The 26978-nt window shown below is 39.0% G+C and carries 23 protein-coding genes; 13 read left to right on the forward strand and 10 right to left on the reverse strand.

Features of this window, described 5'->3' with window-relative positions:
- The first annotated feature begins 107 nt into the window (after nucleotides 1-107).
- On the forward strand, nucleotides 108-983 hold the full coding sequence (locus JET18_RS07410) for a zinc metalloprotease (protein WP_202089978.1): 876 nt from the start codon (nucleotides 108-110) through the stop codon (nucleotides 981-983).
- A gap of 243 nt (nucleotides 984-1226) precedes the next feature.
- On the opposite strand, the gene JET18_RS07415 is transcribed toward JET18_RS07410, so the two are convergent.
- From JET18_RS07415 to JET18_RS07440, 6 genes are all read right to left on the reverse strand, one after another.
- The gene (locus JET18_RS07415; RefSeq protein WP_202089979.1) at nucleotides 1227-1625 is read right to left on the reverse strand and encodes a hypothetical protein; all 399 of its coding nucleotides are present in this window, start codon (nucleotides 1623-1625) and stop codon (nucleotides 1227-1229) included.
- A 62-nt stretch (nucleotides 1626-1687) separates the two neighbouring features.
- Nucleotides 1688-2434, reverse strand: coding sequence for a LytR/AlgR family response regulator transcription factor (locus tag JET18_RS07420; RefSeq protein WP_202089980.1), 747 nt, complete (start codon nucleotides 2432-2434; stop codon nucleotides 1688-1690).
- A 3-nt stretch (nucleotides 2435-2437) separates the two neighbouring features.
- A complete protein-coding gene (locus JET18_RS07425) occupies nucleotides 2438-3484 on the reverse strand; it encodes a sensor histidine kinase (RefSeq protein ID WP_202089981.1) in 1047 nt (348 codons plus the stop codon).
- 630 nt (nucleotides 3485-4114) lie between these two features.
- Nucleotides 4115-5320, reverse strand: a complete 1206-nt coding sequence (locus tag JET18_RS07430; RefSeq protein WP_202090740.1) for an MFS transporter — start codon at nucleotides 5318-5320, stop codon at nucleotides 4115-4117.
- A gap of 93 nt (nucleotides 5321-5413) precedes the next feature.
- The gene (locus tag JET18_RS07435) at nucleotides 5414-6328 is read right to left on the reverse strand and encodes a helix-turn-helix domain-containing protein (RefSeq protein WP_202089982.1); all 915 of its coding nucleotides are present in this window, start codon (nucleotides 6326-6328) and stop codon (nucleotides 5414-5416) included.
- Between the two features lie 699 nt (nucleotides 6329-7027).
- Nucleotides 7028-7543, reverse strand: coding sequence for a hypothetical protein (locus JET18_RS07440; RefSeq protein ID WP_202089983.1), 516 nt, complete (start codon nucleotides 7541-7543; stop codon nucleotides 7028-7030).
- 439 nt (nucleotides 7544-7982) lie between these two features.
- Between JET18_RS07440 and JET18_RS07445 the strand changes: the two genes are divergently transcribed.
- The 7 genes from JET18_RS07445 (at nucleotide 7983) to JET18_RS07475 (ending at nucleotide 16736) form a co-directional block, all read left to right on the forward strand.
- A complete protein-coding gene (locus JET18_RS07445; RefSeq protein WP_202089984.1) occupies nucleotides 7983-8342 on the forward strand; it encodes a hypothetical protein in 360 nt (119 codons plus the stop codon).
- 75 nt (nucleotides 8343-8417) lie between these two features.
- The gene (locus tag JET18_RS07450; RefSeq protein WP_202089985.1) at nucleotides 8418-9119 is read left to right on the forward strand and encodes an ABC transporter ATP-binding protein; all 702 of its coding nucleotides are present in this window, start codon (nucleotides 8418-8420) and stop codon (nucleotides 9117-9119) included.
- 10 nt (nucleotides 9120-9129) lie between these two features.
- Nucleotides 9130-11604 (forward strand): TonB-dependent receptor, encoded by a 2475-nt coding sequence (locus tag JET18_RS07455; protein ID WP_202089986.1) that lies wholly within the window; start codon nucleotides 9130-9132, stop codon nucleotides 11602-11604.
- Nucleotides 11605-11615: 11 nt separating this feature from the next.
- Nucleotides 11616-13064, forward strand: a complete 1449-nt coding sequence (locus JET18_RS07460) for an ABC transporter permease (RefSeq protein WP_202089987.1) — start codon at nucleotides 11616-11618, stop codon at nucleotides 13062-13064.
- Between the two features lie 2 nt (nucleotides 13065-13066).
- Nucleotides 13067-14416, forward strand: coding sequence for a DUF3526 domain-containing protein (locus JET18_RS07465; RefSeq protein WP_202089988.1), 1350 nt, complete (start codon nucleotides 13067-13069; stop codon nucleotides 14414-14416).
- Nucleotides 14417-14822: 406 nt separating this feature from the next.
- Nucleotides 14823-14999: a histone H1 gene (locus tag JET18_RS07470; protein ID WP_040994607.1), complete on the forward strand. Its 177-nt coding sequence runs from the start codon at nucleotides 14823-14825 to the stop codon at nucleotides 14997-14999.
- 165 nt (nucleotides 15000-15164) lie between these two features.
- Entirely contained in the window at nucleotides 15165-16736 is a 1572-nt protein-coding gene (locus JET18_RS07475) for a M20/M25/M40 family metallo-hydrolase (protein WP_202089989.1), read from the forward strand.
- 86 nt (nucleotides 16737-16822) lie between these two features.
- On the opposite strand, the gene JET18_RS07480 is transcribed toward JET18_RS07475, so the two are convergent.
- The gene (locus JET18_RS07480; RefSeq protein ID WP_202089990.1) at nucleotides 16823-17389 is read right to left on the reverse strand and encodes an RDD family protein; all 567 of its coding nucleotides are present in this window, start codon (nucleotides 17387-17389) and stop codon (nucleotides 16823-16825) included.
- A gap of 149 nt (nucleotides 17390-17538) precedes the next feature.
- On the opposite strand from JET18_RS07480, the gene JET18_RS07485 reads away from it, so the two are divergent.
- Nucleotides 17539-19125, forward strand: a complete 1587-nt coding sequence (locus JET18_RS07485) for a right-handed parallel beta-helix repeat-containing protein (protein ID WP_202089991.1) — start codon at nucleotides 17539-17541, stop codon at nucleotides 19123-19125.
- Nucleotides 19126-19447: 322 nt separating this feature from the next.
- Here the strand turns inward: JET18_RS07485 and JET18_RS07490 are convergent, their stop codons facing one another.
- From JET18_RS07490 to JET18_RS07500, 3 genes are all read right to left on the reverse strand, one after another.
- The gene (locus tag JET18_RS07490) at nucleotides 19448-20083 is read right to left on the reverse strand and encodes an HAD family hydrolase (RefSeq protein ID WP_202089992.1); all 636 of its coding nucleotides are present in this window, start codon (nucleotides 20081-20083) and stop codon (nucleotides 19448-19450) included.
- A 51-nt stretch (nucleotides 20084-20134) separates the two neighbouring features.
- Nucleotides 20135-22258, reverse strand: coding sequence for a Tex family protein (locus JET18_RS07495; protein WP_202089993.1), 2124 nt, complete (start codon nucleotides 22256-22258; stop codon nucleotides 20135-20137).
- 102 nt (nucleotides 22259-22360) lie between these two features.
- Complete coding sequence (locus JET18_RS07500; RefSeq protein WP_202089994.1) at nucleotides 22361-23026, reverse strand: O-methyltransferase; 666 nt, start codon at nucleotides 23024-23026, stop codon at nucleotides 22361-22363.
- A gap of 213 nt (nucleotides 23027-23239) precedes the next feature.
- Here JET18_RS07500 and JET18_RS07505 point away from each other — a divergent pair, with 213 nt between their 5' ends.
- The 4 genes from JET18_RS07505 to typA all read left to right on the forward strand — a co-directional run bounded on the left by JET18_RS07505 (nucleotide 23240) and on the right by typA (nucleotide 26927).
- On the forward strand, nucleotides 23240-23917 hold the full coding sequence (locus JET18_RS07505) for a YceI family protein (protein ID WP_202089995.1): 678 nt from the start codon (nucleotides 23240-23242) through the stop codon (nucleotides 23915-23917).
- An 88-nt stretch (nucleotides 23918-24005) separates the two neighbouring features.
- Nucleotides 24006-24317 (forward strand): GIY-YIG nuclease family protein, encoded by a 312-nt coding sequence (locus JET18_RS07510; RefSeq protein WP_202089996.1) that lies wholly within the window; start codon nucleotides 24006-24008, stop codon nucleotides 24315-24317.
- A gap of 361 nt (nucleotides 24318-24678) precedes the next feature.
- Complete coding sequence (locus JET18_RS07515) at nucleotides 24679-24936, forward strand: DUF1294 domain-containing protein (protein ID WP_202089997.1); 258 nt, start codon at nucleotides 24679-24681, stop codon at nucleotides 24934-24936.
- Between the two features lie 185 nt (nucleotides 24937-25121).
- Nucleotides 25122-26927: a translational GTPase TypA gene (gene typA, locus JET18_RS07520; RefSeq protein WP_202089998.1), complete on the forward strand. Its 1806-nt coding sequence runs from the start codon at nucleotides 25122-25124 to the stop codon at nucleotides 26925-26927.
- Nucleotides 26928-26978: the final 51 nt, after the last annotated feature.

Here is a 26978-nt window from a genome sequence, read left to right on the forward strand (position 1 = left end):
TTTTCCATGATAAAATCACCCAAAAGGGTACTTGAAAAAGCATTGGTTACAGCTTAGATTTGTTAATGAAAGCATCTCTTACTGATCATTAACCAAAAACTAAAATCATGAAAATTCTAATTTTTACATTGGCTCTTTTCGCCATTATTAGCTGTACTGATAAGAAATCAGAAGATCAATCAAGACTGTGTACCGAGCTTTATTCGGATGATTTACAATGGTCACCTATCCAGCCTAAAGGTGCGGTAGTAAAGAAAAGTTTATGGCCTCATTCGGTTCATTTTCCACTGCGGATCACCGTGAAATTTTTAAACGGAACAGAATTTCAGAAAAATAAGGTCCGGGAATATGCTAAATTGTGGACTCAGGCTTCAGCAAGCGGGGTTGAATATAAATTTCATGAAAAGAATAAAATCAATTTCCGGTTTATCCCTTACGATGTAACAACCAGCGGGAATGTAGCGGATATCAGGATTCTTTTTCGTGAAGGAGGTTCTTCATCTTATATCGGCATCGACTGTAAAAGTATACCTCAGGATAAGCCCACCATGTTTTTTGGATGGATTAATGAGAATGAAAGTGAAGAATCCATTAAGCAGGTGGTTTTGCATGAGTTCGGGCATGCTTTGGGGTTTATTCATGAGCATCAGCATCCCGGAGCCAATATTCCCTGGAACAAAGAAAAAGTATACGAATATTACAAAAATACCCAATCTCCTCCCTGGAGCAAAGAAATGGTGGACAATAATATATTTTACAGATATTCTGTGAATACAACCAATTATAGCAACTATGATCCCAAGTCCATTATGCATTATTCAATTCCATCTTTTTTAACACTAGATGGATATTCAACTCCATGGAATTCAGATCTGTCACCTGTCGATAAGTCATTTATCAAACAAATTTATCCCTATCATCCCTGCTTTGTCAATGAAACCTGCTGCTATGATAAGAACGGGAAACCGATATTATGCCATTGATCAGCAAAATATAAAGAAACCCGGAGCCTGAGCCCCGGGTTAAAAACAATTGGATAAAAAAGGATAAAACGACTATTTTAAATGATATGAATGTCTCATTCTAAACTTTTCAGGCATAATTTTATCTGTCCGTCTGCATCGGCATCGGTAACAATATTGAAAAGATAAAGTATGAGAAATGTATGAATGGTTCCTGCAAAACTACAGGGAAATCAACAGAGGGGAATCTGATGATTGGGAGGCTTACTTATATTTGATGAAAGTAGCCTGTACCTTTTTGGTTTTCATGTTGGTGGTGATGGATCCTCCGGTGTATGTACTGTTCTTACTGCCGTTTTTCATGTTCCCGAAATCACTTTTCTGGCTTCCGGTAACTTCTTCTGTAAGTTTCATAACTACGCCGTCTGCACCCTGGGCCTTACCCAGCTCGATGACTTTCTGCTGTACCGCATTCAGAGAATTGAATCCCTGACCCACATCTGTGGTTCCCATTACCTCGTGCTGTCTTTTTACATCGGCTGCATCAAAATACACATCTACATTCTGAGTCGGTGCATACGTCTTTCCGAAATAAGAAGGCGCACACGATGTAGCGGCAGAAAGTGCAAGAATTCCAATAGATTGGATGAATAATTTCTTCATTGTTTGAATTGTAAATTAAATTGTTAGATTTTTATGTTGTTGGTTATTAGTTCTTAATGGATTTATCGGATAGGATCAACAGGTCCGGGTTCATCTTTGCTTTTATTGGTTAATACTTTGTCCATCATCTGCGCCATAAAAGTATCGCGGTAGGTCTGTCCTACAGGAATCTGGTTTTTTGTAAATTCAAGCTGTACGGTATTTCCCTGAATCATAATGATGAAAGGAACAGCAATGATAAAAGACTTATGAATGCGTATAAAACGTTCTGTCGGCAGCTTTTCTTCCAGTCCCCCGATGTTCAGAAGGGCCATGATCTGCTCACCGTCTTTTGTATGGAAGCAGACGTACTTTCCTTTTCCTTCAATATAGATGATATCGTGGGTCTTAATTTTTACAAATTTTCCTTTATACTCGGTTTTGACCAGAATAAAATCCTCTGTTTCCTTTTTAGGAACTGAAATCGCTTCCTGTGCCCGCTGTACCGCCATAAGAAACCTTGGAAAGAAAATAGGTTTTAGCAGATAATCTACGGCGTGATGATCAAATCCGTCCAATGCATATTCCCGGAAAGCGGTGGTCAGGATCACTTTATATCGGTCATTCAGTACCTGCAGGAGTTCTATGCCTGACATTCCCGGCATCTGGATGTCCAGAAAAACAAGATCGACTTCCGTGCTGTTGAGCAGCTGTAGTGCTTCTGCAGGATTGCTCGCAGTGCCTACCAGTTTCAGGAAAGGAGTCTGCTCAATGTGCAGCGTCAGCAGTTCTATAGCATGGGCTTCGTCGTCTACAACAATACAGTTCATAGTTTACAGATTAATGATGATTTCGTTTAAATAATAGTTTTCATCTTCTTTAATGGTAAAAGAATGTTTGATCCCGTACATCAGCTGAAGACGCTGCTGTACATTATTCAGCCCGATACCTTTGGAAGGTTCTTTGGGACCGCTTTTCTTTTTATTGCTCACAAGAAAGCATATTTTACTTTTTGTGGCGATCAGTTCAATGGATACCTGGTTTTTCTCATCGTTGAGGTCACCATGTTTAAAGGCATTTTCCACAAGGGTAACGAATGCCAGGACCGGAACGAAAGCATCATTCGCCTGAACATCTTCATAATATTTAATTTTAAGGTTATGGCTGAACCGGATCTGATTCATCTCAATCACCTTTTTCATATGTTCTGTTTCTACCGCCAAAGGAACCGTACCCAGTTCGCCCCAGTCGTCAAGGGCATAGCTCATGATTTCAGACAGAAGATGGACGGCATGCGCGGCTTCCGGACTGCTTTTAAGGGTTTTGGTATAAATAAAACTCAGGGAATTAAACAGAAAATGCGGATTGATCTGATACTTGATGGCCGCAAGTTCTGCTCTGAGTTTTTCTTTTTCCAGCTCCTCTTTATGTTTCCTCATTTCATTGGAAGTGATCAATGTTGCGACAAAATAGGAGATTAATATAATCAGACCGTCTAACACAGCGGTAGTGATAAAAAATATTTTAGGAGAGGTATCACTGCTCGAAGGATCCGGTTTTACAATGAAAAAATTCCAGATGTACTCGTAAACGGTAAGCACTGCAAAAAACAGAATACACTGAAGAGCAATGACTTTCCATTTTCTGTTCCGGATCAGGGGGATCATGAAATGGTAAATCATGATGTAATAAACAAAAGTTCCCTTAATGACCGTATGAACAGCGTTGATATAAAGTTTATTACCAGGTCCGAACTGTTTCACGGTCACTTCAAATCCCTGCAGTCTGACAAGGAACAGAAATACCGCAACATTCCATGCTGCATACAACATGAGGATGATTAATATTTGTTTCCATTGTTTTCTGACTGATTCCAGCATTTTAATTCTCTCTTTATTTAAAGTGTAATTTTTGTTGTAAATGATAATTTCATGTAAATAATTCTTTACTTCCCATTAAAATTACAACAATTCTCTTTTGACACTGCAATATTACTTCATATCACAATGATGCTAAAATATATTACACCAATAGCCGGATTAGCACCATCAATCATTGGATTGTAGCAACTTTATATATTTTTAAAGGGAAAGAAAGAGAGCGAATAACAAAAAATAACCTGGAAAGATCAAAACAGATAAACTTGAGGAACTGTATTTTTTTTAACCATTAAGATTCTTTTAAGTCTTTAAGAATATTAAGTCTGAGTTTCACTTCTCTTAATGTTTCAAAAAAACTATACGCAATCATCTGTGCAAATCCGAGTATTCTGTGGTCAATAAAATTTCAACCACAAAAGTCCCAAAAGACAAACACTTCGGTGATTTTGAAGTTTAAAAAATTATGTATAAAAACAGAACACATAAGTTTTAAAAAAAATCTTTAGATTTTACCTTAACTATTCTTACTCTCTTCACTTCTCTTAATGTTTCAAAAAAATATACACATTCATCTGTGCAAATCCGCGAAATCTGTGGTCAAAAAAAATACTCAAACAAAAAAAGCAGAGATCAATTCTCTGCTTTTTCTTTTTTAACGGCCTGATGCATAAAAAGGATAATTCCTAAAAGCATCACCGCTATTGCCAGATAACGCCAGGCAAGACCCTGCTGTTCCGTCACATTTCCACTGACGGAGATAATAAAACTCGTCACAGAAGTAATTACATACACCAATCCGCCCATCAATCCACCGGCTGTTCCTGCATTTTTCGGGAAATAAAGCATACTCGTTGTGAAGAAAGACGTAAACAGGATTCCCGAGCAGATGTGGATAAAAAAGGCAAAAGGAACCATGATAAACAGGCTTTCTGCGTAGAAACTGGTGGCAATCAGTCCGGCGATCAGGATCAGCTGTAAAATAATAGGCTGCAGGATTCTTTCCTTAAAATCAAGTTTCAGTCTGCGCTTTCCGATAAAACCGCCGATCATCCATGAAAATCCTAAAATCAATGTACAGTATCCTATCACAACAGGAGTAAAGTGAAATGTATTTTCAATGATAAAAGGTCCTGTGATATTGAAAAGCATCACAATAGAATAGCTAAGTCCCAGAATAATAATGCCGAGCATAAAGATCCTGTTTTTCAGCATCATCTTGTACAGGCTGATGTTTTCGGAAAGATTCAGTTTCTTTTTCTCCGGTAAGCTTTCACCACTGAAAAACCATTCAAATAGGAACAGAATTCCCGCATATAAAGCCAGGAAATGAAAATTGGCATGCCAGTTAAACAATTTTTCAAGATAACCTCCCAGAAACGGTGCCAGAATAGGACCGCACGACCATACAATCGTGAAATAGCTCAGATAATGCTTCACCTTTTCAGAATCATATAAATCTACAAAAATGGCCCGCGTTGCTACAACCAGGATAGAAACCGCCGCACCCTGAAGAATACGGAGCAGACAGATCAGAAAAATACTGTCTGTCATCGTAATCAGAATACTGCTGATGATCAGAAGGAACAAGGCAATAAGCTTGGGACGGTAACGGCCGATACTGTCCAGGATTCCTCCCACAAACAGCTGCGAGATTCCGTAACTGAGAAGATAAGACGTCAGGGTGATCTGGATGTCTTTTTCGGAGACCTGCATTTCCTTGGCCATCGATGGAAAGGAGGGTAAATAAATATCGGTGACAAACCCCGAAAGCGGGATAGACACAAAGGCCATAATGGTTATTAATCTGATTCTTTTTTCAGATGCTTCTTTCAACAACATACTCATTCGTTATTTTACTATGCAAAAATAAGCCGGGAATTATTAAGATGAATTTTAAAAGACAAAGTAAAAATTACAAAAATCAAAGATTTAAAATGCGTTTTTAAATTTCAGCGGAGAAACCTCAGCATGTTTTTTAAAGAAATTATTAAAGTGCGAAGGCTGATCAAACCCAAGCGTATAGCCAATTTCAGCAATATCCCAGTTGGTGTATTTCAACAGGTTTTTAGATTCCTCAAACATCCTTTCTTTAATGATCTGGGTGGTGGTAAGATTCGTAACGGATTTTACCGATGAATTCAGATGATTGACATGTACATTGAGGTGATCTGCAAAGTCAGAAGCTGTTTTCAAAGCCAGTGGATATGCCGGTGAATCCAGAGGAAACTGTTTGTTGAGCAGTTCGTCAAATAAGCGGTACAGACGGATGTTGGCAGGAAGTTCATTAGGATTAATATCATCTACACGGTTCTCCAGAGCCAGGTGTAGAACAGAAGCCAGATGGCTCTTGATGCTGCTGCAACGGAAAGGATAGGCAGAATTATTCAGTTTGTACATCTGCTCAAAATAAAGATTGGCCAGCTGAGCCTGTTCATCCGTTAGAAATACAATCGGTTTGCTCCATTCTTTGAAAATCGAAGTCTTTTTAAACAGATTGAATTCCGTATTTCCATTAAAAAACTCCTGATTGAAAAGGCAGAAATATCCTTCCTGAAGATCGCCGTCACATTCCCATGAATACGGAATATGCGGTGATGGGAAAAACAGGGCAGGGCGGTCTACATACAGCTTATGGGCGCCATACTGAAAAGTGCCTTTCCCCAGGATAAAACTTACTTTATAATAATCACGGCGGTTGTACGGACTTTTAAAACTGCAGTATTTCCGCATCGAAATATTGAAATGCGACTTTCCGGTTTCAAAATCATCGGAATCAAACATTTTCATCTGATTCTTTCTGAGACGGTTGTAATAATCTTCAATAGTTTCAAGCTGATCACTCATGATATAAAAATTATAAAAATCAAAGATACGGAAACTGTGTGTTTTATTTCACCACAAAAGGCACAAAAGTTTTTAATGCTTTAATCTAAAAAGTTGAACATCCTGAAAATAATAAGTTCACCAGAAAATAAAAGATTAATAATCTAAACCATTAAGTTTCATTAAACTGTTAAGATGGATTAAGGGCTGCTTCGCTTGATTTTAAGCCTTGATGCTTAAGAAATCATATGATTTCATCTTAACTTTCCTTAAAAACTTAACGAATCTTAATGGTTTAAAAAAGTTGAAGTATTTCAAAAAACTTAAGTGTACTTCTTTATTGTATGCATTATAACTTCATATAACTAAAGCATTAAAAACTTTTGTGCCTTTTGTGGTTGTTTTTTTTATTGCCCACAAATATACGCGGATTTGCACAGATGATTGTGTATAGTTTTTTGAAACATTAAGAGAAGTGAAGAGAGTAAGAATTATTAAGGTAAAATCTAAAGATTTTTTTAAGATACATGCCTTAAAGCGAAGCTCAAACTTAATATTCTTAAAGACTTAAAAAAATCTTAATGGTTCTTTTTTATATTTAGCATGATAAATAAAATCTTTGATTTTTTAAAACTTATGTGTTCTATTTTATACATATTTTTTAAAACTTCAAAATCACTTAAGTGTTTATCTTTTGTGCCTTTTGTGGTTAAAAAAAACTTAGCCTTTACCCACCTCCAATTGCAGAATATGCGACGGAAGCTGAAAAGGTCCAGCCGTAGCATCTGCAGCAACACTAAACCCTAATCCTTTTAAAAATTCCAAAAGTGGATCATGGGCCATCATATTGATCCAGATAATGTCTGTAAAACTAGCTGCGGATCTGCTTTTTTTCCAAAGCGACTGCCTGATGTCCTCCGAATCAAATTCAGGAAGTATCACAAAGCTGATTTCTGTTGCTTTTTTTCCTTCAGGCAGGGAAGGATGGCTGGTTCCACTCTTGATCATGCTGTACCCAGCTGGCTGTTCATCGGCATAGGTGATGATCATCTGGTTGGAAAGATCGTTCAGATCATTGATCATTTTTCTGGGATCAATATCGTTTTCTATATGTTTTTTGATGTTTTCTTCGGGAACTAACCCTTGGTGGAGACTATAAGCAGAAGCGTCGATAATGGTTATAAGATCAGAAATACCTCCTTCGGAACCTACTGTAAATTTTGAAATTATATTCATGAATCTTTTTTTATCAAATTTAGCAGATTATCGCGTTCAAAAGGGGTACAGTTTCCATGAATTTAATCGATACAGTTCATTATTCTGTTAAATTTTAACTGAATAATGTACTTTATAAAATATACTTGCCTAGTCTGCCGGCATTTATTTGAAATATGATTTTGTTCTATGAAAAATATTATCGAAATACGATAGATATTTTAACCTTTGTATTTCGAAATTAAGTGAAACGCCTTTGTTTATCTTAGTTTAAAGAATTAAAATCAATTCTTTGTTTTTCCTTGTGTTTAATAATTAAAAGATTAACAGAGCTTTCTTAAAAAAGTAAAATAAAGATAAGGATCCATAAGAAAATTTTAAAATTAGCCTCGGTAAGACCTTCCGTTACATAAATATTTTTTAATTTCGCAGATTCAGGTACAATCCATAAATCGATCTGTTGAGAATCACAAGGCACTTTAAAAATTTTCTGACGGCAATATTCATTGCTGTTTATGCCTTTGCGGTTTCTCCGGCAGAATATCTTCACCACCATCTTCTTCACAGCCAGAATGCAGGAAATACTTTTCAGCAGGAAAAAGGTGAGCATGGCAAGATCTTTAAAAAAGGTTTTTCCTCGTGTGATACAAAATGTCCGGTCTGCCACCATAAGCTTTTGGGTGAAGGTGGGATCGGGAAGGTTTACAGTGCTTCGTTTTCATTAACAAAAATTACAGGAAAGATCTTCTCTTCTCCTGAATTTCTATTTTCCTTTTCCTTATTTTCTTTAGCGGACAGAGGCCCTCCGGCTGTATTATAATTTTTAAATATCTGATGCCTGCTCTCTGCGGGCTGAACTTCTTTTCACTATTTAAATCAACATAATACATTTTTAATGTCAATATTACAAGCTATTGAGCTTAGTAAGCAGTACAATCATGTCACTGCGCTAAGCGGTCTTAATATATCCGTACAGAAAGGAGAAATTTTCTGTCTGCTGGGGCAAAACGGTGCCGGCAAAACCACAACCATCAATATCTTTCTGGGGTTTCTGGAAGCCAGTTCAGGGAAGGCACTTATCAATGGAGTTCCCGTAGAAATCAATGGGGAAACTACTAAAAAGTTTATTGCCTACATTCCGGAAGTGGTACAGCTTTACCCTAATCTTACAGGAATTGAAAACCTGGATTTTTTCAGTCAGATGGCTGGGTTCCGTTACACTAAAGACGAGCTGGGAAAGTTTCTGGAGAATACAAGTCTTCAGCAGGCGGCCCATCATAAAAAGCTGTCTGCCTATTCAAAAGGGATGCGTCAGAAGGTAGCCATTGCCATCGCGGTCGCTAAAAATGCAGATCTGATTTTAATGGATGAACCTACTTCCGGACTTGATCCGAAGGCCACTGCAGAATTCACAAGGATCTGTAAGGAACTTGCTGCACAGGGAAAAACCATTATGATGGCTACCCATGATATTTTCAATGCGGTGAATGTAGGCACCCGGATCGGCATTATGAAAGAAGGAAGCCTTGTACACACCCTTGAAGCAAAATCTGTTACCGCGGACGAGCTTCAGAAGATTTATCTGGAAACCATTTAAGAAGCGTTTAATGAAGCATTTGTATATCGCAGCAGCACTGGCCATCGTCAGTGTGAAGGTTTGTGCACAGCAGACATTATCCGGAGAAGTGGTGGGGGATCATCATCAGAAGCTTAAAAACACCCGGATCATTATAAAAAATAAAGACCATCAATACGAAACAACAGCTCAGTACGGAAATTTCAGTATTCCGGATATCAGACCAGGTTCCTATGAAATAAAAGTGGAGGCCGAATCTTATGATCCTTATACAGAACAGATAGAAGCGGACAGTACGTTTTTAGCAAAAAATCTGGTGATCCGTCTTTACAAGGTAGGAACCATTCAGGAAGTGGAAATTCTGGGAAGGGCAGCTAAAAAATACTACAGCGACTATTCTTTTTCTGCCACCAAAACAGGAGTTCAGAACAAGGATATTCCTTTTTCAATTTCTACGGTAAGTAAGGAACTGATGAGTGACCGCCAGGCTTTTCAGCTTGGGGATGCCGTGAAAATGGCGAGCAGCGTGACTCCGGTAAGTTACTACAATCAGTTCAGCATTCGGGGAATTGCACAGAATGAGGAAGGAACCATCATCAACGGAATGCGTACCCGGCAGTATTATTTTATGCAGCCCATTACCACCAATCTGGAGAAAATTGAGGTCATAAAAGGGCCTGCCAGTGCTGTTCTTTCCAGTGTGGATCCGGGAGGAAGTATTGTTTTAGTCACCAAAAAACCGTTGAAAACTCCGGGCCGGGAGATCAGTATGAGTGTGGGAAGTTTCAGTACTATCAGAGGCTCAATGGATTTCACAGGTCCTCTGAATAAAGAGAAAACCCTTTTGTACCGTTTTAATGCAGGATACGCACAGGCTCAGAGTTTCAGGGATATACAGTCCCAGAAGAGTATTTTGGTTTCGCCCTCGTTTTCCTATGTTCCGAACGACAGAACAGCGATCAACGTAGAAATGATCTACAGCGATCTGAATGGTAAAATAGACCGCGGACAGCCCATTTTCGGAGCGGTAGACGGAATGACGGATCTCCGGAGCACACCCATCAGTTTTAATCTGGGAGCCGTTAATGATTTTTTTAAATCAAAAGAGCTGATCATTATGTCCAATTTTACCCATCGTATCACAGATAAGATCAGCATCAATGCCTCCTATATGAAACAGACCTGGAAGGAAGATCTTCAGGAGCACAGAACCACCAATGCTTTTGGCGTAGATGTGAATAACCAGCCTATCCGAACCCTTGCAGGCATGCAGATGGTGCAGCGGAACCAGTTCTGGAATACGGATAATCTCAATGCTTATCTGGTATTCAATGTGAAAACCGGTCCTCTTGAACATAAAATTCTGACAGGATATGATTTGATAAGCACCCATAAACACAAAGGAGGCGCACAGAATACCGCAAGAGGATATCTTTTGACCAACGGAAAAACGGCATCGTCTTATAATCCTCAGAATGCAGATGCCTACCAGATGGTGACGATCAACGGAATGACCATGCCCAAGCCGAATGTGGAGCATTTTGATCTGGCGAATCCGGTGTACAGCATAAAGAATCCGGATGAATATGTCTTTTCAAAAGCCGCTTTACCGGCTGCAATGATACGGGCTAACGGTATTTATGTACAGGATCAGATCAAATGGAACCGTTTTAACCTGTTTCTGAGTCTCAGACAGGAATGGTTTGAGGATATCACCCGCTACAAAGAGAATAATGAAATTAAGGTCAAAGACACGAAACTGATTCCAAGGATAGGTCTTACCTATAATATCAACGAGCAGATTAATGTGTATGCTTCCTATATTGAAGGATTTCAGCCGCAGTCGAACACTGCATCGCTGGCTCCGATAACGATTCCCGCAGGTAGAGCTTTTGATCCGTTAAAAAGCCAGTCAAAAGAGGTTGGGATGAAAGCCGATTTCTTTGCGAAAAAGCTTCACGTTGATCTGGCTTTCTACGAGATCCGGCAGCAGAACATCCTCTTAAACGCCAATGATCCCGCAGAACCGGACCGTCTGGTAACAAGAGGTCAGGAACGCAGCCGGGGCTTTGAAATGGACATCATCGGAAATATACTCCCGGAATGGCAGGTATTTGCTTCCTACGGCTATAATGATGCAAGAATTATTGATGATATCAACCCGGATTTAATCGGGGCAAGAAAGCAGAATACCCCGTTTCACAGCGCGAACATCTGGCAGAAATACAGTTTTAGAGAATCTTCTTTTCTGAAAGATATTGCTGTAGGATTCGGCGTTCAGTACAGCGGGAATAAAGTTCCGATGTACAACCGCTCATTTCTGGTTCCCGAATATACGGTCTTCGATGCTGCCGTTTATTACAGCCCGAAACAGGGACCTGTACGCTTATCCCTTAACATCAACAATCTTTTTAACACCACATACTGGCTGGGAGCACAAAATTATCTCCGCCTGTTTCCCGGAGCTCCGAGGAATGCCGTGCTTACCGCAGTATATAAATTTTAAATCTATTAATAATGAGAATACATATTATCCGTCTGATTTCCATACAGCTTTGGAAACAGTCATTACAGAACAGGGCGGTTGTTTTTCTTCTGCTGATCCTGAGTGTTTTATTCCTATTTGCAGCCTACACGGGATGGCAGGATTATAAAGTACAGGAAGATATCAGGGTGAAGCATCAGGTAGATGTACGCCATCAGTGGGAAGAAAAACCGGACAAGCACCCTCACAGAATGGCGCACTACGGCTATCTGATCTTCAGGGCGAGATATCCTCTGAGCTTTTTTGATTATGGTTTGGAACGTTATATGGGAAATTCAGTATTTCTGGAAGCTCACAAACAGAATACGGTCAATTTTTCGGAAGCCGGCTTTTCATCAGGAATGCTGCGTTTCGGAGAGGTGAGTACTGCGATGATCCTGCAGACGCTGATTCCTTTGTTTATATTTTTTCTCGGATTCAGCTGTATTTCGGCAGAACGTGAAAACAATACCCTGAAAGTTTTGCTCAGTCAGGGAGTACGGTGGAAGGAGCTGCTGGCAGGGAAAATCCTGGGACTGCTTTATCTTGTGGGATTGGTTTTTCTTCCGGTGATGATTCTTTCTGCGGTGATGTGGTTTTCTCTGACGGGTTTTAAAAGTACCATCGATGAATTCCTGCGTTTATTCTGGATCGGAGGGGTTTATTTCCTCTATTTCTTTATCGTGTGCAGTATTTGTGTCATCGTGTCCGCAGTAAGCAGAACTTCAAGATCATCTTTGATTAAACTGATTGGATTGTGGCTTTTATTTATTGTCATTATTCCCAGAACGGCCCAGGCTTTCGGGGCTTATCTTCATCCGTCGCCGTCAAAGATAGATTTTGATACCAAAGTGGAAAATGAGCTGGTGAAAACCGGAGACAGCCATGATCCCAATGATATTTATTATAAAGGAATAAAAGATTCCCTGCTGCAGGCGTATAAAGTAGAAACCGTGGAGGAACTGCCCTTCAATTACAGCGGTTATATTATGGCTGAAGGCGAGAAGATCAGCTCAGGAATTTATAACAGGCACTGGGCAAGGCAGCTTGAGATTTATGATGAACAGAACAGTGTGAATAATTCTCTTTCCTTTATTAATCCTTTTCAGGCGGTGAAAGACCTTTCGATGGCTCTTACCGGGTCAGATTTCAATTCCTATATCAGCTATCAGGGACAGGTAGAAAATTACAGGTATCAACTGGCTCAGCTGATGAACAAACTGCAGATGGAAAATATCAGCAATAAAAAACCGGAGAAAGATGATAAGCCTTACACCATAAGCAGGGATCATTGGAAAGAGCTTCCTGATTTTAAGTACAGCTACATCAGCCAAACGACCTTGTTTAAGAATGAGATCACTTCTGTTCTTTCTCTTCTGGTCTGGGCCTTAGGGCTTCTGTTTGTCCTTCATATTTTGTCTAAAAAAATAAAAGTAAGTTAATTATGTATTTTTTACTATTCAAGAACTTTATCCGTTCCCAATCCGCCTATCTGGGAATGCTGTTTCTGATGTTATCAGGACTGGTCAGTATTTTTGTGGGCAGGCAGTTTATCGAAAAGCAGAAGGCAAATATTGAACATACGGCTGTCTATCAGCAGGAGCATATTCAGAGATATACCGGATACATAAAGAATGATCTGGGGCTTTTACTATATTATCTGAAATTTGGGCTGGTCAATGAAACTGACAATTTAAACGCTTTGTCAATAGGGCAGCGCGATGTGAATCCGTCTATACAGAGTGTAACCATCAGAAATCTGGAAGGGCAGAAGTATGATACAGACCTTCATAATCCCGTAAGCCTGCTTTTGGGAAGTCTGGATCTCGGTTTTGTCATTATTTTTCTGTTTCCGCTGGTCATTATATCGTATTGTTATAATCTATTGTCGGAAGAAAAGGAAGAAAGTACATGGATACTGCTTTCCGTGCAGTCCCAAAAGCCTTTCCGGATTTTGTTTAAAAAATTCCTGGTCCGTTTTGTAATGATCGCCGGAGTTCTTCTGTTTTTGGTTCTTCTGGCCATTCCTCTTCTGAATCTGAGTATTAATGGAGTATTGGCTGGTTTTGTTCTGGTTTCGCTTTTTTATATTGTGGTATGGTTTGCGTTGAGTTTCTGGGTTGTTTCCTGGAATAAAAGTTCCAGAGCCGGAGCAGCAGGACTTTTGTGTTTCTGGATTGTGCTCACGGTTATTCTGCCTGCCGTTCTCAATAATTTTATTTTAAGCAAATATCCGCTGCCGGAAGCTCTGGATACTGCTATCGAGCAAAGGGAAGCTTATCATGAAAAATGGGACACCGATCAGAAACCGACCTTAGAAAAGTTCTACAAACATTATCCGCAGTTCAGGTCTTTCGGTTTTCCGAAGGAGAATTTCAGCTGGCTTTGGTATTATGCCATGCAGCAGATGGGGGATGACGAATCGAAAAGCCAGTCGGATCAGTTGAAAGCAAAACTCTGGAAAAGAGAAGAAATGAGCCGTACGCTTTCCTATTTTGTACCGGGGCTGCATGTACAGTTCCAGCTGAGCGACCTTACAGGTTCGGGACTGGCTGATCAGCTGAGGTTTATGCAGGCCGCAGAAAAGTTTCATGAAGAGAAAAGACTTCTTTTTTATCCGAAAATTTTTGTCAATGAACCTACGGGAAATATCAACTGGAACCAGTTTCAGCTGGAATATTACAATGAGCGGAGCAAAATCAACTGGTGGGCAATGCTGGGACCGTTATTGCTGTTCAGTATACTGTTTTATTATTGGGGAGCTCTTAATTTCAGAAAACAGACAGTTTTATAATGTTCAGAGCCTGTTTTAAGTTTATTAAGCGTTCTGCTTAATTTTACCAAAGGCAAATTCTTAAAATCTTTGTCAAAGTTAAATTCTAAACTTCTTAATGTTGATAAAAATTTGCAGTTTGAATTTTTAAACAGGTCCTCAGATTGATATAAAGAAATCAGGGAGCAAAATAGAATTTTGGAATCAGAATAAATATTCTTTCTATAAAACTGAGATAATATTAGAATAAGTGTTCAAAAGTCCCGCTGCGCCTAAGAAAAGCACTGAATTTTTACCAGAAATATAAAAAATAGCAGTCTGATGGGTAAAAAGCGGAAAAAAATAGCATTTTGGTCCAAACTTTTTGAGTTGGAGTTAGGCTGGAATTACCATAAAACCTATATTTGCACCCTAAATTTTAAAAATAATGAAAGAACTAATTGAAAAAATCAACGCTGAATTCGAAGCGTTCGCAACTGAAGCTAACCAACAAGCAGAAAAAGGAAACAAAGCTGCCGGAACAAGAGCTCGTAAATCAGCTTTGGAACTTAGCAAATTGTTCAAAGAATTCAGAAAAGTTTCTGTAGAAGAAGCTAAAAAATAATTCGTTCCCAAAGCCGGCTCACTCAGCCGGCTTTTTTTATCCCTTATTTCTCCTGAAACGCAAAAAGCAGATTTGCCAGTCATCCTTTTCTCCCTTTCGCTTTTTCGCCCTCAATCTCTTCACTTTTTCACCTTTTTCCCTATCTTTAAGCATTCAATATATGCTATGAAGATAAATAGATTTTTTGCCGTGCCCGCCGTGGTATTGGCTGCCCAGTTTTCATGGGCGCAGGTCAAGGTAGATCCGAAGGAAAAACTGGATCCGATCGTAAAAAACTTTGTTGATGAAATAAACAGCAACTCTCAGCTGGAAAATATGGCTTACGAGCTTTTGGACGGCATCGGGCCACGCCTTGTAGGAACGCCTGAAATGCTGGCTGCCAATGAATGGTCTGCAGGGAAGCTTCGTTCATGGGGCATAGAATCCAATCTTCAGCAGTTTGGAACCTGGAAAGGCTGGCAGCGCGGAATTACCCATGTAGATATGGTGTATCCAAGAGTAAAATCACTGTCTGCCACACAGCTTGCCTGGAGCCCGGCAACGAAAAAAGCCATAGAAGCAGAAGTTGTTGTGCTTCCTAAGGTTTCCTCTAAAGCAGAATTTGATGCATGGCTTCCTGCCGTGAAAGGAAAAATTGTTTTAATGGCGCAGTATCAGAAGATAGGACGTTCTGATGAACAGATTAAAGAATTTGCCACTACAGAATTGTACGAAAAACTAAAAGCAGAAAAAGAACAGGCCGGAAAAGACTTCCGTGATTATGTGAAAAATATCGGCTATGATAACAATACCCTTCCGGAAGCTTTGGAAAAAGCAGGTGCGGCGGGAATTGCTATTTCCAACTGGACAGGAATCATGGGAGCGAACAGGATTTTTGGGGCTAAGACTTCAAAAATCCCTATGATTGATATTGATATAGAAGATTACGGAATGCTTTACAGAATGGCTGAAAAAGGGACAAAACCAAAAATAAAAGTAGAAGCCCAGTCCAAAATCCTTCCTGATGCGAAAAGCTTTAACACCATTGGAATGATTAAAGGAAAAGAAAAGCCTGAGGAATATGTCATTCTTTCTGCCCACCTGGATTCATGGGACGGAGCACAGGGAGCTACCGACAACGGAACGGGTACCCTTACGATGCTTGAAGCGATGAGAATCCTGAAAAAATATTATCCGAATAATAAAAGAACTATTGTACTTGGGCTTTGGGGAAGCGAAGAACAGGGACTGAACGGGTCAAGAGGTTTTGTGGCTGATAATCCGCAGATTATGAAAGGAACTCAGGCTGTTTTCAATCAGGATAACGGAACCGGACGTGTGGTGAATATCAGCGGACAGGGATTTGCAGACTCATACAGCTACATCGGAAAATGGCTGAACGGGGTTCCAAAAACAGTAAGAGACCACATTAAAACAGATTTCCCGGGAATGCCGGGCGGAGGCGGTTCAGACCATGCATCATTTGTAGCAGCGGGAGTACCCGGATTTTCTTTGGGATCTCTGAACTGGGGCTATTTCGGGTATACATGGCATACCACCAAAGATACTTATGACAAGATTGTTTTTGATGAGGTGAAAAATAATGTGGTTTTAACGGCTGCATTGGCATACATGGCATCAGAAGATCCTGAATTTACCAGCAGAACAAAAAGAGTAATGCCTCAGGACGATAAAGGCGAAACGGTGAAGTGGCCGGAAGCTAAGGAACCGAGGAGGGATTCTAAGGAGTATAAATAAGACATCAGATATAAGACATCAGATAGCAGACTCTAAGTATGGGTAAAAATACTTTTTGCTTCTGAAAAAATAGAAGGCTGTGCAGATTATTGTGCAGCCTTTGTTTTTGACGGGTAGAGGAGGTTTCTTATTTCCTGAATTTTATTTTCCTTAACAGTGTAGGTTTTGCAGATTTTATTGGTCAGGTTCATACTGAAATTCATCTGAGTAGATTCATTTTCCCACGTATGGCTTACCGGCGGAATATAATCTGTAAATATTGGCCAGAAATTCGCAAGACACAGAAAATTTCTTTTTAAAGATAGCAACAGTCCGGGATAATTTCCATAATCATCAATCACTTTTATTTTAAATATAGTTTTTCCTAAGGTGGTTCCCCAGTACCATTCGCTTATACTCCCTGAAATCATAACACAAGGAATGGAATAAAGAAAACTGATGACAGCCATTTCTTTAAACAGAAAAAAGAAAATGAGGAAGAAGAGGATAATATCAATAAATTTAGCGAAAAGTCTTTCTCTTTCACTGCCTTTATAAGTAGGATCATAAGGAAAATCATATTCAAAAGAATTATAAATCCTATACCCAAATTCATCAAATTGGCGGGTTGGCCTGCGAATGATTCTTTTCTCCTTAAGTTCGGATATTTTCACTGATTTTTTTTGTTTGTATGTCGTTCAAAAATAAAAATAATAGTTCAATAAAACACGTCAAGTTCTGTCGCTTTCTACGGTTACTTTTGCTTTAATAGAATTCCTGCAGGATTTATATTATTCAGTATTAACCAAAAAAACAAAATTTTATGATTTACGCAAATGCATTTTTTACACCGGGTAACATTTACCCTAATGAAGACATTGTACAGCTGGTAGATGATTATACCCATCAGGCCGTTACTTACAAAAAGGTGGGGACTGCTGTTGAAGACGGTGTGATCTATCGAAAAAAAGACAGTGATTTTTACGAGAGACAATGGTCAGGATATGTTAATATACTGTGGTGGAATATCAGGGAAGCTGGAATTTCATTATCTACAGTTACACAGCGTATTAACAAGGCCCTCGCTATGGGATATGACACATTTTTTGATGAAATGTCCATTGTGATTGAGGGAACACTTTATCTTCAAAGTGACCAAAAAATCCTGTCAAATAACTGTAAGATAAAGCAGAAAGCAAAAAGTAAGGAAATTTTTAACTGCGAAGAGAAAGAGAATATTTCCATTAAAGGTTTCAGTCTGGAAGGAGAGGGAATTCAATATTTGGGTGGTCCCAGTTCCAAAAATGTAGGGATCATGGTTCATAAAGCTAAAAATCTTGTTATCGAAAAGAATATGTTTGAAGATTTCACTTATTCCGCAGTATCAGGCTGGGGAGGAGTGGAGCATTTTATTTTCAGATTCAACAAGGTTAAAAATGTATTACTTACCCATGCTTGGGCAAATGACGGTTACAGAAAAGATAATGCTGGTATTGTAGTGGCCGGAAAAAATATCACCATTTTTAAAAATTATTTTCAAAATTCGTCACAGGGTATTTACATCGCGGAAAATTCTGATGTTGTCAGTATTTCAGATAACGATATAGAAAATACAATTCTGGAGCACGGAATGTATCTTGATTCCGGAATTTCAAATCTTACAGTGATTGGAAACAGAGTCCGGAATACCGGGAAAGTAGGAATTAAACTTCAAAACAGTGATACTCCAAACTACGTCAGCAATAATATTGTGATCTCCAATAATATTATTGAGAATACAGGTTCAGGAGGCGATGGTATTTTGATTAATAATACAACAGCTCCGGCAGTTCCCCAACTTTATGCAAAAAATGTGGTCGTTTCCGGAAATGTGGTCAGAAATGCAGGTCAACACGGAATTAATATTAGATTCGTGGATTTGGGGAGCGTTTCCAATAATGTGATTAATGATATTGCCTATGCAGGCATCTATATTTCAGATACAAAAGGAGTAGAAGTTTGCAATAATAATATCAAAACCACAAAGGAGAACGGGATTATGATCGAAGCTAAGAACTATTTACTGTCAGCAAGTTTTAATACTATTGAAAATCCGGGTATGATAAATTCAGGTCTTGAAGATCTGCTTACGGGTATTACCATTCGTGGAACACTTAATAAAGAAATCTCTGTAAGAAATAATAAAATGGTAGGCAGCGATGGTGCTATGAGATATGGTGTTTTTGTAGAATTTATTGCGCCAACGCCAAACAGCCCTTCTAAAAAGACTTTCCAGGAAACCTATGAAATTGTAGGAAATACGGTACTGAATGCTGTTACACCGTACAGATTTAATAGTGATGTAGCTTTAAGGCTATTGAATAACAATTATAAAAATAAATTATTAAGCCCTGTACAGGAGCCTGATTAAAAGGAGTAAGAGGTTGTCTCAAAATTGAGACGGTCTCTTTTTGACTAATTTCAATGCAAAGTTTCTATTAACAAATGATTGATTAATTAAGGTAAAGAATCCTGATTTCGTCGGTGAGTAAACGCAAACAAAACAGCCGCTTAATCAAATCAATCGAAGATTGATTCATCTTTGCCGCCTCAAATATACAGTGTCAACAATAAAGCTTTGTGTCTAATAAAAACCTCTCTTTTTTCCGGCAGCCACGAAAGAATAATCCCTGAAACTTTTGGATTCAGGGATTGTTCTTTGGAAGCTTTTTAGACAGCTTCTTATTCTTATGTTAAATGCAGGATTCCAATTCCGAAAGTTTCGAAATCGAAGGCTGATATTTCCGGTCACTCAACGTTCCAAAACCGTATTCACAGAAAATAAACGGCAAACGATTGACTGCAGCGGAATTGTAATCTGTCTGCGTATCCCCGATATACACTGAGTTGTCAGAACTCAAATTATTCCTTTCCATAATCAGCCGGATATTCTCAGATTTCGGTTTTTGGGTTCTTCCATAAGATTCAAAATCGGTAAAAAGATCATTGAACTTATTATAAGCTAAAAATGCCTCAATATAGCCGTTCTGACAGTTGCTGACGATGAAAAGGCTGTGGTTCTTTGCCAGACTTCTCAGTGTTTCTTCAACGCCGTCATAAAGAACACCTCCGTAAATATGCAGAACCTGATTTTCACTCCGGACAATTTCTGAAAGAACTTCCTGAACCTGCTGGTCGGAAATTCCGGGAATAATGTCTTTTAAAATATCATCTGCCAGCAAACCCATGTACTGATCCATATCTTCAGGGATTAAATCCTTTTTGATCAGCTGGTGTTTGTTCAAAACCTCATTCCATATTTTGATAATGGTCGCTCTGGAATCCCAAAGGGTTCCGTCCAGATCGAAAATTAAATTTTTATTGCTCAAACCGTTGATTGTGTTGTATTAACTAATATTTGAAAAAATGTAAAGCCGGAATTACAAAATCATGCTTAGCTGAACTCTTTTTCTTGCTTCATCCACCTCCGTTACTTTTACGCGGACATGCTGATGCAGCTTTACCACTTCATTCACATCAGAAACAAAGCCGTCTTTCAGCTGGGAAATATGAACAAGCCCGCTTTCTTTGATTCCAAGGTCTACAAAACACCCGAAGGCCGTAATATTATTGACAATTCCGGGTAAGATCATTCCCGGTTTTAAATCTGTGATCTTTTTTACATTCGGATCAAATTCGAAGACTTTAGCAGCTTTTCTTGGATCCAGTCCCGGTTTTTCAAGTTCTTTTACAATATCTTTTATCCCTAAAATTCCAATATCTTCCGTCACATATTTTTCAGGTTGAATCAATGCAATTTTCTCTTTATTGGCGATAAGGTCATGGGTTTTAATTCCTAAATCTTTCGCCATTTTTTCTACAATTCCGTACGCTTCAGGATGTACCGCTGAATTGTCCAGAGGATTTTTGGCATTCGTAATTCTCACAAATGCTGCGGCCTGCTGATAAGCTTTTTCTCCAAGTCTCGGAACCTTTTTCAATTGTTTTCTGTCTTCAAAAGAACCGTTTTCCATTCTGTAATTGACGATGTTTTCCGCCATTTTTTCTCCGATTCCTGAAACATAGCTCAGAAGGGACTTGCTGGCTGTATTTAAATTGATCCCGACAGAATTCACACATTTCATCACCGTTGAATCCAGTTCATTCTTCAACTGGGTCTGATCTACATCATGCTGATATTGCCCGACACCAATGGATTTAGCATCTATTTTTACCAGTTCTGCCAGTGGATCTGCCAGTCTTCTTCCGATAGAAACCGCACCACGTACGGTCACATCATAGGACGGAAATTCATCCCTCGCAATTTTACTGGCTGAATATACTGATGCTCCTGCTTCAGAAACTACAAAAACCTGAAGTGGTTTATCAAAAGCAATTTTTTTAATGAAAAACTCAGTTTCACGGCTTGCCGTTCCGTTTCCGATAGAAATCGCTTCAATATTGTAAGCGTTCACCATAGAGCGGATTTTTTTCATTGCCATTCCGCTTTCGTTCTGCGGAGCGTGAGGGTAGAGGGTTTCATTATGGAGAAGATCGCCTTTTTCATCAATACAGACCACTTTACAGCCGCTTTTGTATCCGGGATCAATGGCTAGGATCCTTTTTTCACCCAAAGGCGGAGCAAGCAGAAGCTGGCTTAAATTTTCAGAGAATATTTCAATGGCTTTTTTATCTGCCTTTTCTTTGGCTTCCTGCAGTGTTTCGTTGGAAATAGCGGGTTCCAGAAGTCTTTTATAGCTGTCCTTGATGGCTAAAGCGATTTGGTCTGAACTTTCATTATCAGATTTAATAACTGCTTTTTCTATAAGATCAACCGCTTCTTCTTTATCAATTCCTACATTTACTTTCACAAAACCTTCAGATTCGGCTCTGAGCATGGCCAGAAGTCTGTGGGATGGTGTTCTGCCAAGATTTTCTTCCCACTCGAAATACTGCGAGAATTTCTGGGCGTCATCTTCATCTTTTTTGGACTTGACAGCTTTAGAAGTAATGACAGCTTTACGCTGGAACAGGCGGCGCAGGTTTTTACGGACATACATATTTTCGTTGATCCATTCGGCCATGATGTCCCTTGCTCCCTGAAGGGCTTCCTCTTCATTGGGAACCTCTGCATTGAGATATTTGGAAGCCAGGAATTGCAGGTCATTGCTTTTCTGGCTCATAATAATTTTGGCTAATGGCTCCAGTCCTTTTTCTTTGGCCGCATCTGCTTTTGTTTTTCTGCGTTTTTTGAACGGCAGATACAGATCTTCCAGCTCCTGGATATCAAAGCTTGCTTCAATTCTCTGTTTCAGCTCGGCGGTCAGGGAATTTTGCTCTTCAATTGATTTTAAAATGCTTTCCTTTCGTTTAATAATTTCTTCAAACTGCTTGCTGATTTTGGAAATCTGCTCGATCTGTACTTCATCCAGATTCCCGGTTTTGTCCTTTCTGTAGCGGGAAATAAAAGGAATGGTGCAGTCTTCTGCCAGGAGTTGAAGGGTATTGCTGATGCTTTTTTCAGGTATATTGAGTTGCTGCTGTATAAATGTTACGGTCGTCATTACTTTATTTTCGGAAGGCTAAAATAATGTTTTGGAATGAAAAAAGGCGGGTTGCCCTGCCTTAAATTTGTATTCTTCGTTAAAGAAATTACTGTCTGAAATCTAATTGACAACTGCTATTGCCATTCCGTCATATTCTTTTGCTCCTACGGTTTGCATAATGGTGGCAGTAACTTTTGGATTGCCGGCCAGCATCTGATTAAACCGTTGTACGCCTTTTACCCTTTCATCAGTGGTATTTTCATCAAGGATTTTACCTTCGCGGATTACATTGTCGCAAATGATCATGGTGCCTGGATGCGAAAGCTGGAGTGCTAATTCAAAATATTCGGTATAGGGAGGTTTATCAGCATCAATAAAGATAAAATCAAAAGGCTGCTCACCTTCGGAAATCAGCTCGTTTAAAATGTCCATCGCTTTTCCCACACGCAGATCTATTTTATCAGAAAGTCCGGCTTTTGCAATATTCCGGCTGGCAACCTCGGCATGATGAGGATCAAATTCTACAGTGATCACTTTGCCGTCTGCAGGAATTGCCCTTGCCATCCAAATCGTGCTGTAAGCTCCCAAAGTACCCAATTCCAGAACTCTTTTAGCTTTACAGGAATGCAGCATCACCTGCAAAAACTTGCCCTGAGTAGCCGTTACGCTGATTTGGGGCATCGCAGCATCGTCCAGAGACTGGATGGTTTCCTGAAGAACAGTATCTTCGGGTGCTAACAAATTACCGATATACTGGTCTACTTTTTCAAATACCTGCTGATTCATATTTTTAATTTTAATGATTGGAAATTCTTACTAAAATTAGTCAATTTTGAAGACTGAACCAGTCATTTTATCTACATTTGTTAAATTAGGAACTATAAAACCAGGATTTTTTTTATTTCTTGATGTATGTTAAGATGATAATTAATATGGTTTTTCTATTTTTGGAATCTTAAAATTAATTTTTTAAAACAATTTTCTAAACAAACAAACAATATGAAAAAACTTAGTGTAATTGCATTAGTAGGAATCGGATTGCTTGCAGCATCATGTAATAAAGAAAAATCGGCTGAAACTACAGCTGCTACAACAGAGCAGGCAGTAGCAGAAAGCAAAGGAGAAGCATTAACAGTAGATGCAGCTACTTCTGTAGTAAACTGGAAAGCTTTCCACAAAGGAGGTATGGCTCCACGTTGGGGAACTCTTAGCGTAAAATCAGGAGATCTTAGCATTGAAGGAGGTCAGCTGACTGCCGGAAACTTTGTGATCGATATGAACTCTATCAAAGTAGATCCAGCTTCAGTAACTGAAAAAGATAAAAAACCAGCAGATCTTGAAGCTCACTTAAAGAATCCTGATTTCTTTGATACCGCAAAGAACCCAACTTCAGATTTCAAAATTACAAGCGTAGCAGATCTTAAGGAAGCACCTGCAGATGCAGTAGCCGGAGCTAACAAAACAGTAAGCGGAAACCTTACTTTATCTGGAAAAACAATGAACGTTACATTCCCTGCTAAAGTAGATGTTACTGAAGGTTCAGCTTCTGTTCAGGCTAAATTTACAGTAAACAGAGCGGATTGGGGAATCAAATTCGGTACTTCAGAAGCAGATCCTGCAGAATGGATGATCAGCAAGGACATCGAAATTTCTGTAGATGTAAAAGCTAAAAAATAATTCGTTAGATACAATTTTCTGTGAGCTGCCTTTTTTATGAAGGCAGCTTTTTTATTGCGTATTGTTTTATATTTATGAAAACACAAATATGAAAAATACAGTCAAAGGTTGGATGTACATTCTCTTATGTGCTGATGGAAGTTATTACACCGGAAGCACCAATGATCTTGAACGCCGGATTCTGCAGCATCAGGAGGGTGAGGGCTCCAATCATACAAAGAAAAGACTTCCGGTGAAACTCATCTATTTTGAAGAATATGAAAGGATAGATCTTGCTTTTTACAGGGAAAAACAGGTTCAGGGATGGAGCCGTAAGAAAAAAGAAGCTTTGATTAATGGGAATCCTGAGCTGCTTCCTCAATTGGCTATAGCGTACCGGGATTTACTTTCTGAGGGATAAGGTGGCTTCGAGTGCCTTCTTTTTAAAATGCAGTTGCCAATAATTCTACAGGTTATAACGACAAATTTTTCATCAAATACAAGGATAAGGTGGCTTCGAGTGCCTCAGCCACCTTTTGAAAATACAGTTGCCAATAATCAGTTTGGATTGATTTTGATAGAGATATAAAAGGACAATTTTTTCATCAAATACAAGGATAAGGTGGCTTCGAGTGCCTCAGCCACCTTTTAAAAATACAGTTGTCAATAACCAGTTTAGAATGATTTTGATAGAGATTTAAAGGATAAACTTTTAATCAAAAGACAAATACAAGGTGGCTGAGGTACTCGAAGCCACCGTCCAATTCACTACTTTTGCACAGATGATATATATTTTTCTCTTCCTTAGTCTTCTTACTTTTATCGTTTTTGGCTGGGACAAAAGACTGGCTGTGAAGCATAAAAAAAGGATTTCTGAAAATACACTTCTGGGATTAACCCTTATTGGAGGAACGGCAGGGGCGGTTTTGGGAATGCTTCTTTTCAGACATAAAATTTCAAAAAAATCTTTTCTGCTGAAATTCGCAGGAATTGTTTTGATTCAGATCGTCTGTATTTATTTTTTTCGAAGATATTGGTGAACTTAATCCATAAAATCTAATTATATTTTCTTAATCTATGCTTTAAACAGAATTTTATAATATTCAGTTTTAAAGCGTTAACAGGGCAGATGATCGAAAATGCTCATTATGAATTTGTTAATTAATTCATATTCTTGCTTATTATTCATTAGAAATCACTATTTTTGCACCCGTAAAAATCATTCATGCAAAACATTAGAAATATTGCGATTATCGCACACGTTGACCACGGGAAGACGACTTTGGTTGACAAGATTATTCATGCTACAAACATTTTCAGAGAAAATCAGGAAAGTGGAGAATTAATAATGGATAACAATGATCTTGAAAGAGAGAGAGGGATTACGATCTTATCCAAAAATATTTCTGTTACCTATAAAGACACAAAAATTAACGTAATTGACACTCCTGGTCACGCCGATTTCGGTGGTGAGGTAGAAAGAGTTCTAAAAATGGCGGATGGGGTAATTTTGTTGGTAGATGCCTTTGAAGGGCCTATGCCTCAGACAAGATTCGTACTTCAGAAAGCTTTGGAACTTGGATTGAGACCATTGGTGGTGATCAATAAAGTAGATAAGCCAAACTGTCGTCCGGACGAAGTTCACGATCAGGTATTTGACTTATTCTTCAACCTTGAAGCTACGGAAGAGCAGTTGGATTTCCCAACGTTCTACGGATCTTCAAAGCAAGGTTGGTTCAACACTTCATTAGAGCAGACTGAAGATATCTTACCTTTATTGGATGGAATCTTACAGTACGTTCCTGCACCGAAAGTATCAGAAGGAAACCTTCAGATGCAGATTACTTCTCTTGACTTCTCTTCTTTCTTAGGAAGAATCGCGATTGGAAAAGTAACAAGAGGTGAGCTTAAGGAATCTCAATGGATCGGTCTTGCTCAGGCAGACGGTAAAATTGTAAAAGGAAAAGTAAAAGAATTATACGTTTTCGAAGGGTTAGGAAAGAAAAAAGTAACTGAAGTACAGGCAGGTGATATCTGTGCTGTAGTTGGTTTCGATGCTTTCCAGATCGGAGATTCTTTCGTAGATCTTGAAAATCCTGAACCATTGGAAAGAACGGCTATTGATGAGCCTACACTGAACATGACGTTCTCTATCAACAATTCACCTTTCTTCGGAAAAGATGGTAAGTATGTAACTTCCAATCACCTGAAAGAAAGATTAACAAAAGAATTAGAGAAAAACCTTGCATTAAGAGTTCAGCAGACTGATGATGCGAATACATTCCTTGTATTCGGTAGAGGTATTCTTCACTTGTCCGTTTTGATCGAAACGATGAGAAGAGAAGGTTACGAAATGACGATCGGTCAGCCGCAGGTTATTCTTAGAGAAATCGACGGAGAAAAATGTGAGCCTTACGAATCTTTAGTGGTTGATGTTCCTGAAGAATTTGCTTCAAGAGTAATCGATTTGGCTACTCAGAGAAAAGGGGATCTTCACATTATGGAAACTAAAGGAGAAATGCAGCACATGGAATTCGAAATTCCTTCAAGAGGTTTGATCGGATTGCGTTCTCAGATGTTGACAGCTACTGCAGGTGAAGCTATTATGGCACACCGTTTTACAGAATACAAACCTTTCAAAGGGGCTATTCCTGGAAGAAACAACGGAGTATTGATCAGCAAAACTCAGGGTCCTGCTACAGAATATTCTATTGCTAAACTACAGGATAGAGGTAAGTTCTTCGTAGATCCGGGTGAGGAAATCTATGCAGGAATGATCATCGGTGAACAAAACAAACCTGGTGACTTGGTAGTAAACATCGTGGAAGCAAAACAGCTGAACAACATGAGAGCTTCCGGAAAAGATAAAGATACCGGTGTGGCGCCTAAAATCTTATTCTCTCTTGAAGAATGTATGGAATACATCCAGGGTGATGAAGCGATTGAGGTAACTCCGAACTTCATCCGTATGAGAAAGAAATTACTTTCTGAAGAAGAAAGAAAAAGAGTGGAAAGATCAGCGAAAGCATAATCAAACTCTTATCAATATAATGAAGCCCCGAATTTTTCGGGGCTTTTTTGT

Origin of the sequence: Chryseobacterium endalhagicum (assembly GCF_016745235.1) — a bacterium.
Lineage (GTDB): Bacteria > Bacteroidota > Bacteroidia > Flavobacteriales > Weeksellaceae > Chryseobacterium > Chryseobacterium endalhagicum.

What these genes read in the sequence shown, in the direction of transcription:
- JET18_RS07410 (WP_202089978.1), top strand. Translation starts at nt 108, where the DNA reads ATGAAAATTCTAATTTTTACATTGGCTCTTTTCGCCATTATTAGCTGT.
- JET18_RS07415 (WP_202089979.1), bottom strand. Translation starts at nt 1,625, where the DNA reads ATGAAGAAATTATTCATCCAATCTATTGGAATTCTTGCACTTTCTGCC.
- JET18_RS07420 (WP_202089980.1), bottom strand. Translation starts at nt 2,434, where the DNA reads ATGAACTGTATTGTTGTAGACGACGAAGCCCATGCTATAGAACTGCTG.
- JET18_RS07425 (WP_202089981.1), bottom strand. Translation starts at nt 3,484, where the DNA reads ATGCTGGAATCAGTCAGAAAACAATGGAAACAAATATTAATCATCCTC.
- JET18_RS07435 (WP_202089982.1), bottom strand. Translation starts at nt 6,328, where the DNA reads ATGAGTGATCAGCTTGAAACTATTGAAGATTATTACAACCGTCTCAGA.
- JET18_RS07440 (WP_202089983.1), bottom strand. Translation starts at nt 7,543, where the DNA reads ATGAATATAATTTCAAAATTTACAGTAGGTTCCGAAGGAGGTATTTCT.
- JET18_RS07450 (WP_202089985.1), top strand. Translation starts at nt 8,418, where the DNA reads ATGTCAATATTACAAGCTATTGAGCTTAGTAAGCAGTACAATCATGTC.
- JET18_RS07455 (WP_202089986.1), top strand. Translation starts at nt 9,130, where the DNA reads ATGAAGCATTTGTATATCGCAGCAGCACTGGCCATCGTCAGTGTGAAG.
- JET18_RS07460 (WP_202089987.1), top strand. Translation starts at nt 11,616, where the DNA reads ATGAGAATACATATTATCCGTCTGATTTCCATACAGCTTTGGAAACAG.
- JET18_RS07465 (WP_202089988.1), top strand. Translation starts at nt 13,067, where the DNA reads ATGTATTTTTTACTATTCAAGAACTTTATCCGTTCCCAATCCGCCTAT.
- JET18_RS07470 (WP_040994607.1), top strand. Translation starts at nt 14,823, where the DNA reads ATGAAAGAACTAATTGAAAAAATCAACGCTGAATTCGAAGCGTTCGCA.
- JET18_RS07475 (WP_202089989.1), top strand. Translation starts at nt 15,165, where the DNA reads ATGAAGATAAATAGATTTTTTGCCGTGCCCGCCGTGGTATTGGCTGCC.
- JET18_RS07485 (WP_202089991.1), top strand. Translation starts at nt 17,539, where the DNA reads ATGATTTACGCAAATGCATTTTTTACACCGGGTAACATTTACCCTAAT.
- JET18_RS07495 (WP_202089993.1), bottom strand. Translation starts at nt 22,258, where the DNA reads ATGACGACCGTAACATTTATACAGCAGCAACTCAATATACCTGAAAAA.
- JET18_RS07500 (WP_202089994.1), bottom strand. Translation starts at nt 23,026, where the DNA reads ATGAATCAGCAGGTATTTGAAAAAGTAGACCAGTATATCGGTAATTTG.
- JET18_RS07505 (WP_202089995.1), top strand. Translation starts at nt 23,240, where the DNA reads ATGAAAAAACTTAGTGTAATTGCATTAGTAGGAATCGGATTGCTTGCA.
- JET18_RS07510 (WP_202089996.1), top strand. Translation starts at nt 24,006, where the DNA reads ATGAAAAATACAGTCAAAGGTTGGATGTACATTCTCTTATGTGCTGAT.
- JET18_RS07515 (WP_202089997.1), top strand. Translation starts at nt 24,679, where the DNA reads ATGATATATATTTTTCTCTTCCTTAGTCTTCTTACTTTTATCGTTTTT.
- typA (WP_202089998.1), top strand. Translation starts at nt 25,122, where the DNA reads ATGCAAAACATTAGAAATATTGCGATTATCGCACACGTTGACCACGGG.